The following is a 13,038-nucleotide window of genomic DNA, read 5'->3' as shown; positions in this document are numbered from 1 at the left end:
GCCCTCGTGGCATGTCGCCGCAGCGCGGTTAAGATGTGTTCCTATGAAGCAGGACGCGCGCATGAGGCAGGATCCCCGCGGCAGGGGCATCCGGGGCATCTTGCTGCCGGAGGTGCCGCGGAATAAGTCGCGTTCGGAGCGCTTTGACGATGCGGTTCTGGATGCGTTCGAGCCTATTTTGGAGCGTTTTGACGCCGAACTGTCCAGCCTCGATGTCGCCGTCGATGTCGTGCCGCGCATGCGGCTAAGCACGGGTTACCGGCAGTGGCCGGAGGATGTGGTCGCCGATGGTCAGGTTCCGCTGGGTCGGCTGGTCACCGCTGGCGTGGACAACACGGGCACCCCTACCCGGCCGCGCATCATCATTTTCCGCCGCCCGGTGGAGGCCCGCGCAGCTTCTGCGCGGGAGCTGCAGGACATCCTGCGGATGATCATTGTGCGCCTGGTGGCCTGCTACCTGAACGTTTCCCCCACTCAGATCGACCCCCGGCTTTAGCTAGCCGATTCGCTTCTTTAGGCGGCGCCGCTCACGCTCGGAGAGTCCACCCCAGATACCGAAGCGCTCGTCGTGCTCCAATGCATATTCCAGGCACTCGTCGCGCACGCCGCAGGCCTGGCAGATGCGCTTGGCCTCGCGGGTGGAGCCACCCTTCTCCGGGAAGAACGCCTCCGGGTCGGTTTGCGCGCACAGCGCCTGCTCTTGCCAGTCCTGCTCCACGGCATCGAAAAGCAGATCGAAGTCCTGCGTCAGATCAAAGAGGTTCTTCTGGCGAGCTTCATTGTCCACGTTCGCCTCCTGCTCTACCGCCGAGGAACCGTCAGCAAAGTGGCCACGAAGGGCGGTGTCTACTGACTTGTCCACGGAGGTCTCCTCATCTGATGCATCTGATGCCTGACTTTGTTGGTCTACTGAAGATTACACACTGGTAATTACACCGCGTCAAGCTTTGGGAAATTCCCTCAAACCACTTCAGTCACATCAGTCACTAGCGCCCCTACAGCCACAGCCTCCTGAGAAAATAGGCTCTAACGCAACCACAACGTATGCACGGAACGCTACCTAAAACCACAACATATGGACATTTTCCTGAACCTTTAGTTCAGGACACACTAGATGTAGTGAAATTTGTCTAAATTTTTCCTCGGACGGCGAAAAACGCTAGATGTCGGAGGAAAAGCGCACGCCACCGTCCGGCAAACTCACTCCCGGCCACACGCGCAGGCCGTCGCGCAGCTCGCAGCGGGCACCGATGACGGCCCCCTCTCCGATCACGCAGTCCACCAGGTGCGCCCGCGCACCGATGCGCACGCCGGCGGCGATCACGCAGCGCTCCACAGTCGCGCCCGCCTCGATCTGCACGCCATCGAAGACCACGGATTCCTCCACGCGCGCCCCGCCGCCGATCTCCACGCCGCGGCCGATCACGGTGCCGCCCAGCAGCAGTGCACCCCCGGCGATGGCGCTGGACTCGTCCACCAGGCTCTCCCCGTGGCGTCCATCGAGCAACGGTGAGGGGGCGATGCCGCGCACCAGGTCCGAGGACCCGCGCACGAAGTCCGCCGGCGTACCCATGTCGCGCCAGTAAGACTGGTCCACGTGGCCGAACACGCGGGCTCCGGATTCCAGCAGGGCCGGGAAGATCTCGCGCTCCACGCTCACCGGGCGGCCGGCGGGGATCTTCTCGATCACGGAGCGGTTGAACACGTAGCTGCCGGCGTTGATCTGGTCCGTCGGCGGATCCTCCGTCTTCTCCAGGAACGCGCTCACGCGGCCTTCGGCGTCCGTCGGCACGCAGCCGAAGGCGCGGGGGTCGGAGACGCGCAGCAGGTGCAGCGTCACGTCGGCCTCCTGCTCCACGTGGGTCTTCAACACGGCATTCAGATCCGTCCCGCCCAGCACGTCGCCGTTGAAAACCATCGCGCGGTCGTAGCGCAGGTGGTCCAGCACGTTGCGGATACCGCCGCCGGTGCCCAGCGGCTCCTCCTCCACCACGTACTCGATTTCCAGGCCCAGGTGGCTGCCGTCGCCGAAGTGCTCTTCGAAGACCTCGGCCTTGAACGAGGTGCCGAGAACCACGTGCGTCATCCCGGCGGCTTTGATGCGGGCCAGCAGGTGCTCCAGGAATGGTGCACCGGCCACCGGCAGCATTGGCTTCGGGATGGAGTTAGTCAGGGGGCGCAGTCGGGTGCCCTTGCCTCCGACGAGGATCACTGCGTCGGTCGTGGCTGCGAGATCTACCACTTCTTTGGCCTTTCTGTTCCTTACTGCTTTTTGCTATTGGTTTTCACACACTAGTCACTGTTTTTGCCGCGGCGTTCAACCCACGCCGTGCGCTGCCGCAATTGCAATCTTCTCGCGGATCTTCAGCCCCGCCTTCAGAACCATGCGCACCGGGAGGTAGCGCCACCCTGGCAACCGGTCAGCCTGGAAGCGGTAGGCGCTGTCATGGTGCGCCTTGAGCACCACGTCCGGATGCTTGCCCGCCACGTGCCCCTTGGCGTGCCGAATCTGCGCGCTCGGAACAAAAACGTTCAGCCACCCCGCGCGCCCCAGCCGGTCGCCCAGGTCCACGTCTTCCATATACATGAAGTAACGCTCGTCGAACCCGCCCAGGGCCTCGAAGGCATCCCAGCGCAGCAGCAGGCAGGAGCCGCTCAGCCAGCCTGCGGTCCGCTCGCTGACCATGTCTTCGTCGTCCAGGTAGCGCTTGGTCCAGGGATTGGTCGGCCAGATCTTGCCCAGCAGCGCATGCCCGATGCCGGAGCCGAGTTGCGGCACCGCGCGGGCGGATGGGTAGGCGCTGCCGTCTGCCTCTACGATGCGGGGGCCCAGCGCTCCTGCTCGAGGGTGACGCCGCGCCGCCTCCAATAGTTCCTCTATCGCATCTTCGCTAAACACGACGTCCGGGTTGGAGATCACCAGGTAGTCCGGGTTGATCTCTCCAGCTTCGCGGGCCGCGCGCAGGTGGCGGGCGCCGAGGTTCATGCCAGCCCCGTAGCCGACGTTGCCCCCGCTGTAGATCAGCTCCGCACGCCCGGCCTCCGCGGCCGCCTCGGGAGCTCCGTCCGTGGACCCGTTGTCCACCATGACGACCCGCGCGTTGGTTGGCACCGAGTCCAGGAACTTGTTTAGGTACTCCCCCGGTGAATAGGTCACGGTGATAATCGCGATGGGTGCCTCTGTCATGGCCGTTGAGGTTACCCCAGGGCAGCCCGCAAACTATCCCGCCACGCGGGCAGGCCGGTCGCCGGAATTTGCAGGGCACTGTTGCGGGGCCGGCGCGCGGGAGTGGGATACTCGCTGCTCGGAATGGCCTTTACCCGTGCCGGATCACACCCCAGTGTGGCGAAGATCTCGCGGGCGAAGCCGCACCATGTGGTCAGCGGCCCGGAACCGGTCACGTGGCTGATCGCCGGAGATTGCCGCCCGTCCACCATCGCCGCCAGTTCCGCCGCCAGCACGTCGGCGTGGGTGGGCCGGCCGTATTGGTCGTCCACTACCGCGGGGTTCACGCCCGCCCGTGCCAGGCGCGCCATGGTCGTGGCAAAGTTGCGCCCAGTCGCGTCGTAAACCCACCCCGTGCGGACCACGTGCCCGCCGAGGTTCAGCACCCGCCGCTCCCCCTCCAGCTTGCTGCGCCCGTAGGCGTTCAGCGGGCCGGGCTGGCCGTCAACCGGATTTTCGCAGCCCACCGGCAGATTCCCGGAGAAAACGTAGTCAGTGGAGACGTGCCACATCGGCACCCCGTGCACCTCGGCCCAGGAGGCCATCCTCCCCGGGGCTACCGCATTTACTTGGTGCACCACGCCCGCGTTCTCAGGCTTCTCGGCAGCGTCCACGGCTGTGAATGCAGCGAGGTTGACGATGGCTTCCACGTCAGACGGCGGCGTCAATAAGAAAGAATCCACAGATCCCGCAACGGCGAGGTCCGCGTGCGCGCGCCCTACCGGCACAAAGTCGGGGCGGAGGCGCAGCAGGGCTCGGCCTACCTGACCGGAAGCTCCGAAAACCAAAACACTCATAAAATCAGTACTACACCAGCGGCATCTTTGCCGCTAAAGTGTGAATAATGACAGAGCAGACAGGGCATCAGAGAAGCCGCCATTCACGGCGTATCCAGGCAGCCCCCGGTGGCGTAGAAGCCAAGCAGATCGGCCCCGGCTGGTCGCGCGGGGTGCTGGCTGCGGTCTCGGCACTCGCGCTGGTCGTGATGGGTATCGGCTACGTGGCGGTCGGCAACTTGAACGGTGGGCTGGCCCAGGCGGACAACCTGAACCTCGGCAACCAGCCGGATGGAGCGACCGACATTCTGCTGGTGGGCGTGGATTCCCGCACGGATGCGAAGGGCAAACCGCTGTCCCAGAAGGAAATCGACATGCTCCGTGCGGGCGACGAAGAAGCCACGAACACGGACACGATGATCCTCATCCGCATCCCGAACGATGGCTCTTCGGCGACCGCGGTGTCGCTGCCCCGCGACACGTACGTCAGCACCCCTGACAACGGCAACATGAAGCTCAACGGCGTGTACGGCACCGCCAAGTTCGAGAAGTCCCAGGAGCTGGCGAAGAACAGCAACTACAGCGAGTCCGACATCGACCAGAAGTCCACCGAAGCCGGCCGCCAGGCGCTCATCAGCTCGGTGGCGGATCTCACCGGCATCAACGTCGACCACTACGCCGAGGTTGGCCTGCTGGGCTTCGTGCTGCTCACCGACGCGGTCGGCGGCGTGGACGTGTGCCTGAAGAACAAGGTCGACGAGCCACTGTCCGGCGCGAAGTTCAAGAAGGGCCGCCAGACCCTCAACGGCCAGGATGCGCTGAGCTTCGTCCGCCAGCGCCACGAACTGCCGCGCGGCGACCTGGATCGCATCACCCGCCAGCAGGCCTACATGGCAAGCCTGGCCAACAAGGTGCTTTCCTCCAAGACACTGACGGATCCGGGCAGCATGTCCAAGCTCAACGACGCGGTGCAGCGCTCCGTGGTGCTGGACAGTGGCTGGGACGTGATGGGCCTGGCCACGCAGATGCAGAACATGGCCGGCGGCGACGTGAGCTTCCAGACCATCCCCGTGACCAGCATCGACGGCACGGGCGACTACGGCGAATCCGTCGTGACGGTGGATAACGACCAGGTCCACGCGTTCTTCGAGGACCTGCTGGGCGACAAGCCGGGCGAGGAAAGCACTTCCTCCGACAAGCCCGCCGACATCACCGACTACAAGGCCAAGGACTACAAGGTCAACGTCTTTAACGCCTCCGAGGCGCCCGGTCTCGCCGCCCGAGTGTCGGACCTGGCGAAAGACTACGGCTACAAGGCGGGCAAGGTCGGCAACCACGCCGAGACGGGCATTTCCGAGTCCCAGGTGAACGCCAAGAACCCCGACGATCCGGCGGCTCGCGCGCTGGCGAAGCAGCTGGGCGGGCTGAACGTGGTGGAGGATTCCTCCCTGGACGAACACGAGCTCTCCGTCACGCTGTCCGGCACCTACGCCGGCCCGGGCATCCTGGAGCAGTCCGCCCCGCTGACCAAGCCGGACGACCCGAACGTCGGCACGCTCACCGAGGGCATCAAGGACCTCGACGGCGACGGCATCCCGGACGAGGACACCTCCGCAGCCCAGACCGGCACCGACACTACTGGCTCTGGCTCTGGTTCCGACTCTGACAAGCCCGCCTCCGTCGGCACGCCGGGCTCCGGCGAGGGCATCGACCGAAAGGATCCGATCGACGCCGGCGGCGACGGTCCGATGTGTGTGAACTAATGGATATTATCGCCCCGCTCGTAGCCCAGGACCCGGCCAGCCCGCGCCTGACCACCTACACCCCCGCCGGCCGCATGGAGCTGTCCGCCCAGACCCTGCACAATTGGCAGTCGAAGGCCGCCCACCTGCTGGATTCGCTCACCCCGGCCTCGGTCGGGATCGCCTGCGCCCCGGGTTGGCAGCCGCTCATGATCGTTCTGGGTTGCTGGCGCACTGGTGTTTCTATTGTTGACGCCGACTCTTGCGACGTGCTTTTTACCGACGACCTAGCTCTGGCGGAGACCCACTCGGGTGAGGTTTACGTGCTCTCCGACGATCCTTTCGGTCGTGGCGTGGAGGAGTCCGGCGGCGAGCTGCCCTTCGGCGTGAACGACTTCTCCCCCGAGCTGCGCGTGCAGCCCGATGATTACCCCGGCCCGGCGGCCGCCCCCGCCCCAGAAGGTCCGCGGGTGCTGGTGCCCGCGTGGACCGATACCCAGTCGATGCTGGATACACTAAAGCCGCTGCGCGACGGCGGGTCGGTGGTGATGGCCACCGAGCCCACGGCCGAGATCGCAGCGGCGGAGAACGCGACTATTTAACGTCCTTGCGCTGGTGGACGAAGAAGGCCCAGGCCACCAGCACCACCGTCCAGGCGCAGACGATGGCCACACTAACGGGGGTGTCGTGCCCGCCGATGGAGACGTTGCCGCCCAGGATCATCCAAATGTTGTTGAACGGCAGGTAGGGCGCGATGTTGTCGGCGATCCATTGGCTGAGCTGCTGGGAGATCAGCTCCACCGCGGTCGCCCACACCAGCGGCAGCGCCACCGCGCCGGCCGTGGAGGGAATCAACACGCCGATCGCCGAGGCCATCAGGCTGATCAGCCCGGCGAACAGGATCGTGTAGCCCAGCAGCGGCAGCTGGTCGGTGTTGATCTCCTGCGGCAGGGTCGCCATCATCGCCACCGAGACTCCCACCGCCACGGCCATGGTCACCATCGCCAGGGCTGCGTTGACGAACATCTGCGCGAACAGCTGCTGCCAGCGGGCGGGGATCACCAGGAAGGACTGCGCGTGCAGGTTGTGCCCGCGCGTACCGCTGACCCGCACGGCGGACAGCGACAGGATCATCAGGTAGGCCGGCATGAGGCCCACGCCCAGCTCCGTCAGGCCCACCTCCGGCTCGTTCATCCCGTATTCGGACCGGTAGTAGCTCAGAGTCAGCGCGTTGGCACCGATATAGAACAGCAGGACGAAGCCCAGCATGATCCAGGTGCCCCACATGACGCGCGAGCGCGTCCATTCGCTGCGGATGATTCCTAGCATTACTGGCCCCTCCTGTCTTGAGTCCTGTACTCCACTGCCTGCCCGGTCGCGTCCAGGAACTTCTGCTCCAGGCCCGCGCGCTGCGGGGTCATTTCCAGCACCACCGCGCCGGTATCGCGCGCTAGTTCGCCGAGGCGCCGGTCCAAGTCGGGGGCCTCGGAGGCGAACTCCAGGGATCCGTCGGGGCGCCGTGTGAGGTTGATGCCATCGACGCGCGAGGTGGCGTCCACAAAAGAATCGGGATCGGCCACGCGCATCCGGATGGCGGGCTGGGCGCCCGTGCGCAGGAACTCGTCCATCGTGTATTCGCCGATGAGGGAGCCCTTGCCGATGACAACCAGGCGGTCGGCGGTGAGCTCCATCTCGTGCAGCAGGTGGGAACTGACCAGCACGGCGCGGCCCTCGGAGGCGCTGCGGCGGATGAGCTCGCGCATCCAGTGCACTCCCTCCGGGTCGAGGCCGTTGACCGGCTCGTCGAGAATCAGGTGCTTCGGGTCGCCCAGCAGAGCCACTGCCAGCCCCAGGCGCTGCTTCATGCCGAGGGAGAACTTCTTGATCTTGCGCTTTTGCACCCCGGCAAGGCCCACCAGCTCCAGGCACTCGTCGGCGCGGGACTGCGAGATCCCGGCGGCCTGCGCGATGGAGCGAATGTGCGCCCTGGCGGAGTGACCGGGCATGTACCAGGTGGGTTCTAGCAGCGCGCCGGCAATGTGCGGGCGCTGGGCGCGGTAGGCGCTAAGGGGCTGGCCGTCGAAGGTAACCTCGCCCTTGCCTATCGTGTCGAGCCCCAGGATGCAGCGCATCGTTGAGGATTTGCCGGAACCGTTGGGGCCCAAGAAGCCCGTGACCTGCCCGTCTGGGACAGAAAAAGTGAGTCCATGGAGAACCTCCGTGGACCCATACTTTTTCGTTAATTCTTTGACTGCGATCATGTCGTCAGGCTATCAAAATCTATTTCACGTCTCGGGTCTTGTTGCTGTACAGTCCCAGGGCCAGCAGGACGACCATCCAGGCGATCATCACCGCGAAGCCGAAGCCGGGGCTGACCATGTCGGTGTGGTCCTGGGCGTAGATCCAGGTTTGCATGTCCTGCACGCGGCTGCCCGGGGACAGGTGATACAGCGTCTTCAGGAAGGGGATGCTGTCGCCAGCGCTGTACAGCAGGCCCTCGACCACTAACATCCACACCAGCGGCAGCGCGATGGCACCCACGCGGTTGCGCAGCAGTGCGGCGATGCCGACGGCCATCACGGCGAAGGCGGGGGCGCCCACCGCGTATCCCCACAGCAGCAGCTGATCTTCGCCAGTGAAGTGCCCGGCCGGAAATACATTGAACACCGCCCAGCTGAGCGCCACGCCGAGGATGTAGTTCAGCTCCACGAACACCGCCGCCACCAGCGCGCGGGCCAGCAACCAGGAGCTTCTGTTCTTCTGGGTGAGGAAGGCGTGGGCCGTCATGTGGTTACTGATGTCGCCGCCGGTCGTCGAGGCGCCGAAAATAATGGCGATCATTAGGAAGATCATTCCGCCGAATAGGAGGTCGGGCCAGCCGCCGTCCAATCGCGGGGAGTCATCGAAAAGCATGTACAGCGTCGTCGGGCCGTAGATCGAACCCGTAAACAGGATCACGTAGATCCAGGTGCTGCGGAGGCTCAGCAGCTTCGTAACTTCGGAGGAGATTGCTTTGAGCATGGTTGTTCTCTTTTCTGTGTGAGGTCGGTGCAGGCCTAGTTGCTGCGGTATTCCTGCTGCCCCGCCGTCGCGGCGAGGAAGCGCTGTTCCAGGTTGTCTGCGGTAGTCGCGAGCTTGGTCACCGCGAACTTTTCCTCCAGCGCCGTTGCCGCGATCGCTGCGCGCACCTCGTGTTCTGGAATGTTGTTGACGCCCACACGCAGCGTCCGCTCGCGATCCAGATCGACCTGGAAGCCGCGGCTGCGCAGGCTGTCTGCCAGCAGGACCGCTTCCTTGCACTCGACTTCCACATGGGCGCCGCCGGCGAGGAACTCGTCTAGGGTTTGCTCGCCGATGAGCTTGCCCTGGCCGATCAGTACGAGGCGGTCGGCGGTTTGCTGCATCTCGCTGAGCAGGTGGGAGCTGACCAGCAGGCCACGACCGTCGTCGGCGAGTTGGCGGATGGTGCGACGCATCCAAGACACACCCTCCGGGTCAAGGCCGTTGACCGGCTCGTCGAGGATCAGGTGCTGCGGGTTGCCAAGGAGGGCGGCGGCCAGGCCGAGGCGCTGCTTCATGCCGAGGGAGTAGCCGCCGACCTTCTTCTTGCCCGCGCTGGTGAGGCCCACCATGTCGAGGCATTCGTCCACGCGCTTGTCGGAGATGCCCGCACCCTTCGCGATGACACGCAGGTGGTTGCGGCCACTGCGGGCAGGGGTGAACCAGGCGGCGTCCAGAACCGCGCCGGCGATGCTGGATTTGTTATCCAGGCCTGCGAAATCGCCGGCGTACCCCTTGCCGCTGAAGGTCACCTTGCCGGCGCTCGGCTTATCGAGGCCGAGCATGCAGCGCATGGTGGTGGACTTGCCCGCGCCGTTGGGCCCGAGGAAGCCGGTCACCTGCCCGTCCGGGACGGTGAATGAAAGGTCGTTGACTACTGTTTTCTTGCCGTACCTCTTGGTGAGGTTTTCTACGATGATCATGGTTCCCATGCTGCCGCCCGGGGTGGTGCTCCCACATCGGACGAGGGGTTGATCTTGCGTGTCCTACCTCAGTATGACGGCCCGCCTCCCTGTTCTTCGATCGCCTGGTGGTACTCGGCCAGCGCCTTGGTTTTGCGAACGTTGCGCTGGGCGAAGGTCTCCCGCCCCAGCGGTCCCTCGGCCTCGGTGATCACGCTATGCCCGTCGCCGTGGGAGGTCCACACCTCGTGCCCGTCGGGGTGCAGGGCAACGTCCCAGCTGCCGGCGGTCTTGAGGTTGTGGTGCTTCGAGCAGAGTAAGTGCAGGTTTGCCGTGGACGTCGGTCCGCTGCCGTAGCGCCGCACGTGGTCGTACTGGCACTTGTAGGCAGGAACCTCACAGCCCGGGAAGCGACAGTGCAGGTCGCGCCCCGCGACGGCTGCCTTGATGCTCTCCGTCGGCGCGTAGCCCTCACATTCCGCGTAGCCCGGCGCGGACAAGTGGGTCACCCGCTGCAGCCAGGTCTTGGCGGCGGAGCGGTTCAGCCAGTGGTCCTCCCCCAGCACGGCACCATCACTCGCCGGGTCGTGGTACAGGTTCAGAGTCACCGAAACCTCGGCCTTGTCGGTGATCAGCCGCAGCACCGCCTCCGGCTGCGAGCACTCGTACTTCTTGGCGGTGGCCCGCACGATCTTGTCGATCTCGATACCCTCCATCCGCGGGACCCGCAACGTGAAGGTGGTGTACTCCGGGTCGCGACAATCCACGTTGAAGCTTGGCTCGGCCGCGGCGACCTCATCCTTAGGTACGACGTTCCGATCGGTCTCCCGCAAAATCTTCGAGATACGATTGTGGATAGTCCGCGGTGAAAACACGTGCTGGTCGGGACGTGAAGGCGTCAATACCTCAAGAACCTTGCCCTCAACCCTCTCCCGATCGTCGGGCGACACCGGCAGCAAATCCTGCGCCACCCGCAGCACGTGGCGGGCGGTGTAACACCCCTGGTCAAACAGCTCGACGAGCCGCGGAAAGTCGCGCAACACGAAAGCGGCCTCTGCCCAGGCCTCCGCGACCCCGGCGGAAACACCCAGACGCACGGCGAGGCGGGTGCAAAAATCGGGCACCAGATCCTCCCCGTCCGGGGCGCATGCCATTATCAATTGGAATTGTTGTTGATTTAGCTGCCGCGCCGCGACAGTCAGCGGGTCCTGCGAACTGGCTATTCGAAACGATGGTGGTGAGGTAGTCATGGAGTTCCCCTAATCCAGCGGCGAGGTTGTGGTGCCCCCGCCAAACTTCCTAACCAAATAATAGAACACACCATCAAACCAAGTCAATACCCCCACCAAAACTTTTTTCTTTTTTATTGACGCCACCAGCCTCAACAGCGAGAATGTCCGTAAAGCTAAAGTAGAGCTTTTAGAAAGTCTGTTCGAGTAAATCCTCGGAGTTGACGAGGTGATACTTAAAGGCAAACAGCACCGCGTGCACCCGATCGCGCGACTGGGTTTTCGTGAGCACCCTGCCAACGTGCGTCTTCACAGTGGGCAGCGAAATGTAGAGCTTGTCGGCGATCTCCTGGTTGCTGAAGCCCAGCGCAATAAGCTTCAGAATCTCCAGCTCGCGCGGGGTGAGCGGATCGGGAAGATCCAGCTCCACGGGCTCGCGACGCTGCGGGGTCTGCTCCATGCGGATGCTGCGCAGCAGGCGCGCGGTGGCCTTCGGGCTGATCACGGCCGCCGAATCACCGACGGTGCGGACGGCGGAGATGAGGTCCTCGGGGTCGGTGTCCTTGAGCAGAAAGCCGCTGGCCCCGGCCTCCACCGCACCGAGGACGTAGTTGTCGTTATCGAAGGTAGTCAGCACGATCACGCGCGCCCCGGAATCACCGGAAACCACCCGGCGGGTCGCCTCGATGCCATCCATGCGGGGCATCTGCACGTCCATGAGGATGATGTCCACGGGCTGCGATTCGGCCAGCTCGCAGGCCTCTTGGCCATCGGCAGCCTGCCACCGGACGGTGATGTCATCCTGCGAATCCAACACCAATCCAAAGCCGGCACGCACCAGCTGCTGATCGTCGGCCAAACCTACGCTAATCACTTAATCCTCCTTCGCAAAAGGCACCGTCGCGGTCACGTTCCACCCGCCGGGGTACACCGCGGAAGCACCCCACTTGGCCTCGCCGCCGTGGATCGCCACGCGCTGGCGGATGCCGGTCAGGCCGCGGCCGGAGCCCTCTATCTGCTCATCGCCCGGCGCGTTATCCACGCTAATGGTCACCCGGGCAGGCTCCCACTCCAGCCGCACCTGGGCAGGCACAGAACCCGCGTGCTTCAGCACGTTGGTCAGGGATTCCTGCACGATGCGGTACACGCTTAGGTCGCGGACCTCGTCCAACTGGCGCGGCTCGCCCGTGACGTGCAGCTCCACCTGCACCCCACTGCGCTTTGCATCCGCCACCAGGTCGGGAACGCCGGCCACCCCAGGGGTGACGGTGGTAGAACGCGGCGAGGGGGCGTCCTCGTGAAGAACAGAGAGCAGCTCCCGCATCTGGGTCAGAGCCGAGCGACCGCGCGCGGCGATCGTGTCGAGGGCTTCGATGGCCCTGTCCGGATCCTTGCGCCCTGCGTAGCGCCCCCCATCGGCCTGCGCGATGACGACGGTGAGGGAATGCGCGACGATGTCGTGCAGCTCGCGGGCGATACGGTTGCGCTCGCTGACGGTGGCGAGCTCAGCGCGGGCGGCCAGCGCCTCGACTGCCTGGTCGCGGCGCAGCGAATAGCGGCCCGTCAGCCACATCAGGGCAACGGTCACAGCGGTGAGCAGGGCGATTACTCCCCAGAACACCCAAAACTCAGCGGTCCGAAAATCCTCACCGCCCCACGCAAAATCACCATCTCCTCCCCTGCGCGCGTTGTAGAAAGTCCCCCACGCCATCGCGAAGAATGAGCCGAGCAGCAGTAAAGCCAGCCACAGCTTGCGGCGCAGCATCAGCTTCGCGGAGATGAAGTAAGCCTCATAAGCCACGACCCAGTATCCAAGCGGCCACACCAGCATCGCGGACGCCGCATAGGCGAACAGACCTAGCGCCGTGACTGCCACGCCCGGCTCGGGCCGAAACCTCTGCAGAAGCAGGCCGATAAAGCTGATGACCAGCCCCGTGACGGCAAGCGCGACCTGCCACGTGGAGTTCTCCATCCCACTGCCGAATGTCGCGCCCGCACCGAGGAAGAGGTATAGGAAGCCCGCGATGGATACGAACACCCACCAGGAGGCATCCCGCCACCACACCGGGCGAGGCACTGCTTGATAAGACATGTATGAAGAGT

14 protein-coding genes are annotated in these 13,038 nt (G+C 64.6%); 3 read left to right on the top strand and 11 right to left on the bottom strand.

Annotation, left to right across the window (positions count from 1 at the left end; genetic code table 11):
• The first annotated feature begins 43 nt into the window (after positions 1 to 43).
• On the top strand, positions 44 to 496 hold the full coding sequence (locus MHX66_RS02555; RefSeq protein ID WP_239199349.1) for a metallopeptidase family protein: 453 nt from the start codon (positions 44 to 46) through the stop codon (positions 494 to 496).
• On the opposite strand, the gene MHX66_RS02550 is transcribed toward MHX66_RS02555, so the two are convergent.
• From MHX66_RS02550 to MHX66_RS02535, 4 genes are all read right to left on the bottom strand, one after another.
• A complete protein-coding gene (locus tag MHX66_RS02550) occupies positions 497 to 862 on the bottom strand; it encodes a WhiB family transcriptional regulator (RefSeq protein ID WP_034971252.1) in 366 nt (121 codons plus the stop codon).
• A 297-nt stretch (positions 863 to 1,159) separates the two neighbouring features.
• On the bottom strand, positions 1,160 to 2,242 hold the full coding sequence (locus tag MHX66_RS02545) for a sugar phosphate nucleotidyltransferase (RefSeq protein ID WP_035004335.1): 1,083 nt from the start codon (positions 2,240 to 2,242) through the stop codon (positions 1,160 to 1,162).
• A gap of 75 nt (positions 2,243 to 2,317) precedes the next feature.
• Complete coding sequence (locus MHX66_RS02540) at positions 2,318 to 3,187, bottom strand: glycosyltransferase family 2 protein (protein WP_239199346.1); 870 nt, start codon at positions 3,185 to 3,187, stop codon at positions 2,318 to 2,320.
• A gap of 11 nt (positions 3,188 to 3,198) precedes the next feature.
• Positions 3,199 to 4,023: a sugar nucleotide-binding protein gene (locus tag MHX66_RS02535; RefSeq protein ID WP_239199343.1), complete on the bottom strand. Its 825-nt coding sequence runs from the start codon at positions 4,021 to 4,023 to the stop codon at positions 3,199 to 3,201.
• Between the two features lie 47 nt (positions 4,024 to 4,070).
• Between MHX66_RS02535 and MHX66_RS02530 the strand changes: the two genes are divergently transcribed.
• Together MHX66_RS02530 and MHX66_RS02525 are read left to right on the top strand one after the other, a co-directional pair.
• On the top strand, positions 4,071 to 5,765 hold the full coding sequence (locus MHX66_RS02530) for an LCP family protein (RefSeq protein ID WP_239199340.1): 1,695 nt from the start codon (positions 4,071 to 4,073) through the stop codon (positions 5,763 to 5,765).
• Positions 5,765 to 6,346 (top strand): TIGR03089 family protein, encoded by a 582-nt coding sequence (locus MHX66_RS02525; RefSeq protein ID WP_239199337.1) that lies wholly within the window; start codon positions 5,765 to 5,767, stop codon positions 6,344 to 6,346. Before MHX66_RS02530 ends, MHX66_RS02525 begins: the two co-directional genes overlap by 1 nt.
• Here MHX66_RS02525 and MHX66_RS02520 read toward each other — a convergent pair.
• The 7 genes from MHX66_RS02520 to MHX66_RS02490 all read right to left on the bottom strand — a co-directional run bounded on the left by MHX66_RS02520 (position 6,339) and on the right by MHX66_RS02490 (position 13,027).
• Positions 6,339 to 7,073 (bottom strand): ABC transporter permease subunit, encoded by a 735-nt coding sequence (locus MHX66_RS02520; protein WP_239199334.1) that lies wholly within the window; start codon positions 7,071 to 7,073, stop codon positions 6,339 to 6,341. The genes MHX66_RS02525 and MHX66_RS02520 overlap by 8 nt on opposite strands.
• Positions 7,073 to 8,005 carry an ATP-binding cassette domain-containing protein gene (locus tag MHX66_RS02515; RefSeq protein WP_239199331.1) on the bottom strand — a complete coding sequence of 311 codons (933 nt, stop codon included), beginning with the start codon at positions 8,003 to 8,005 and terminating at the stop codon, positions 7,073 to 7,075. The genes MHX66_RS02520 and MHX66_RS02515 overlap by 1 nt, the downstream gene beginning before the upstream one ends.
• A 19-nt stretch (positions 8,006 to 8,024) precedes the next feature.
• The gene (locus MHX66_RS02510; protein ID WP_239199328.1) at positions 8,025 to 8,765 is read right to left on the bottom strand and encodes an ABC transporter permease; all 741 of its coding nucleotides are present in this window, start codon (positions 8,763 to 8,765) and stop codon (positions 8,025 to 8,027) included.
• A gap of 35 nt (positions 8,766 to 8,800) precedes the next feature.
• A complete protein-coding gene (locus MHX66_RS02505; protein ID WP_239199325.1) occupies positions 8,801 to 9,736 on the bottom strand; it encodes an ABC transporter ATP-binding protein in 936 nt (311 codons plus the stop codon).
• Positions 9,737 to 9,795: 59 nt separating this feature from the next.
• Complete coding sequence (locus MHX66_RS02500) at positions 9,796 to 10,956, bottom strand: HNH endonuclease signature motif containing protein (RefSeq protein WP_255717103.1); 1,161 nt, start codon at positions 10,954 to 10,956, stop codon at positions 9,796 to 9,798.
• Positions 10,957 to 11,125: 169 nt separating this feature from the next.
• Positions 11,126 to 11,809: a response regulator transcription factor gene (locus MHX66_RS02495; protein WP_034984810.1), complete on the bottom strand. Its 684-nt coding sequence runs from the start codon at positions 11,807 to 11,809 to the stop codon at positions 11,126 to 11,128.
• Complete coding sequence (locus tag MHX66_RS02490) at positions 11,810 to 13,027, bottom strand: sensor histidine kinase (protein ID WP_239199319.1); 1,218 nt, start codon at positions 13,025 to 13,027, stop codon at positions 11,810 to 11,812.
• Positions 13,028 to 13,038 lie beyond the last annotated feature (11 nt).

Source organism: Corynebacterium sp. ACRPH (genome assembly GCF_022347285.1).
GTDB lineage: Bacteria > Actinomycetota > Actinomycetes > Mycobacteriales > Mycobacteriaceae > Corynebacterium.
Note: the sequence above shows the minus strand (reverse complement) of the source record. Positions and strands in the feature narration are given on the sequence as shown.

Excerpts from the sequence above, each read along its gene's own strand:
- MHX66_RS02555 (WP_239199349.1), top strand. The coding sequence starts at position 44 with ATGAAGCAGGACGCGCGCATGAGGCAGGATCCCCGCGGCAGGGGCATC.
- MHX66_RS02540 (WP_239199346.1), bottom strand. The coding sequence starts at position 3,187 with ATGACAGAGGCACCCATCGCGATTATCACCGTGACCTATTCACCGGGG.
- MHX66_RS02535 (WP_239199343.1), bottom strand. The coding sequence starts at position 4,023 with ATGAGTGTTTTGGTTTTCGGAGCTTCCGGTCAGGTAGGCCGAGCCCTG.
- MHX66_RS02530 (WP_239199340.1), top strand. The coding sequence starts at position 4,071 with ATGACAGAGCAGACAGGGCATCAGAGAAGCCGCCATTCACGGCGTATC.
- MHX66_RS02525 (WP_239199337.1), top strand. The coding sequence starts at position 5,765 with ATGGATATTATCGCCCCGCTCGTAGCCCAGGACCCGGCCAGCCCGCGC.
- MHX66_RS02520 (WP_239199334.1), bottom strand. The coding sequence starts at position 7,073 with ATGCTAGGAATCATCCGCAGCGAATGGACGCGCTCGCGCGTCATGTGG.
- MHX66_RS02515 (WP_239199331.1), bottom strand. The coding sequence starts at position 8,005 with ATGATCGCAGTCAAAGAATTAACGAAAAAGTATGGGTCCACGGAGGTT.
- MHX66_RS02510 (WP_239199328.1), bottom strand. The coding sequence starts at position 8,765 with ATGCTCAAAGCAATCTCCTCCGAAGTTACGAAGCTGCTGAGCCTCCGC.
- MHX66_RS02505 (WP_239199325.1), bottom strand. The coding sequence starts at position 9,736 with ATGGGAACCATGATCATCGTAGAAAACCTCACCAAGAGGTACGGCAAG.
- MHX66_RS02500 (WP_255717103.1), bottom strand. The coding sequence starts at position 10,956 with ATGACTACCTCACCACCATCGTTTCGAATAGCCAGTTCGCAGGACCCG.
- MHX66_RS02490 (WP_239199319.1), bottom strand. The coding sequence starts at position 13,027 with ATGTCTTATCAAGCAGTGCCTCGCCCGGTGTGGTGGCGGGATGCCTCC.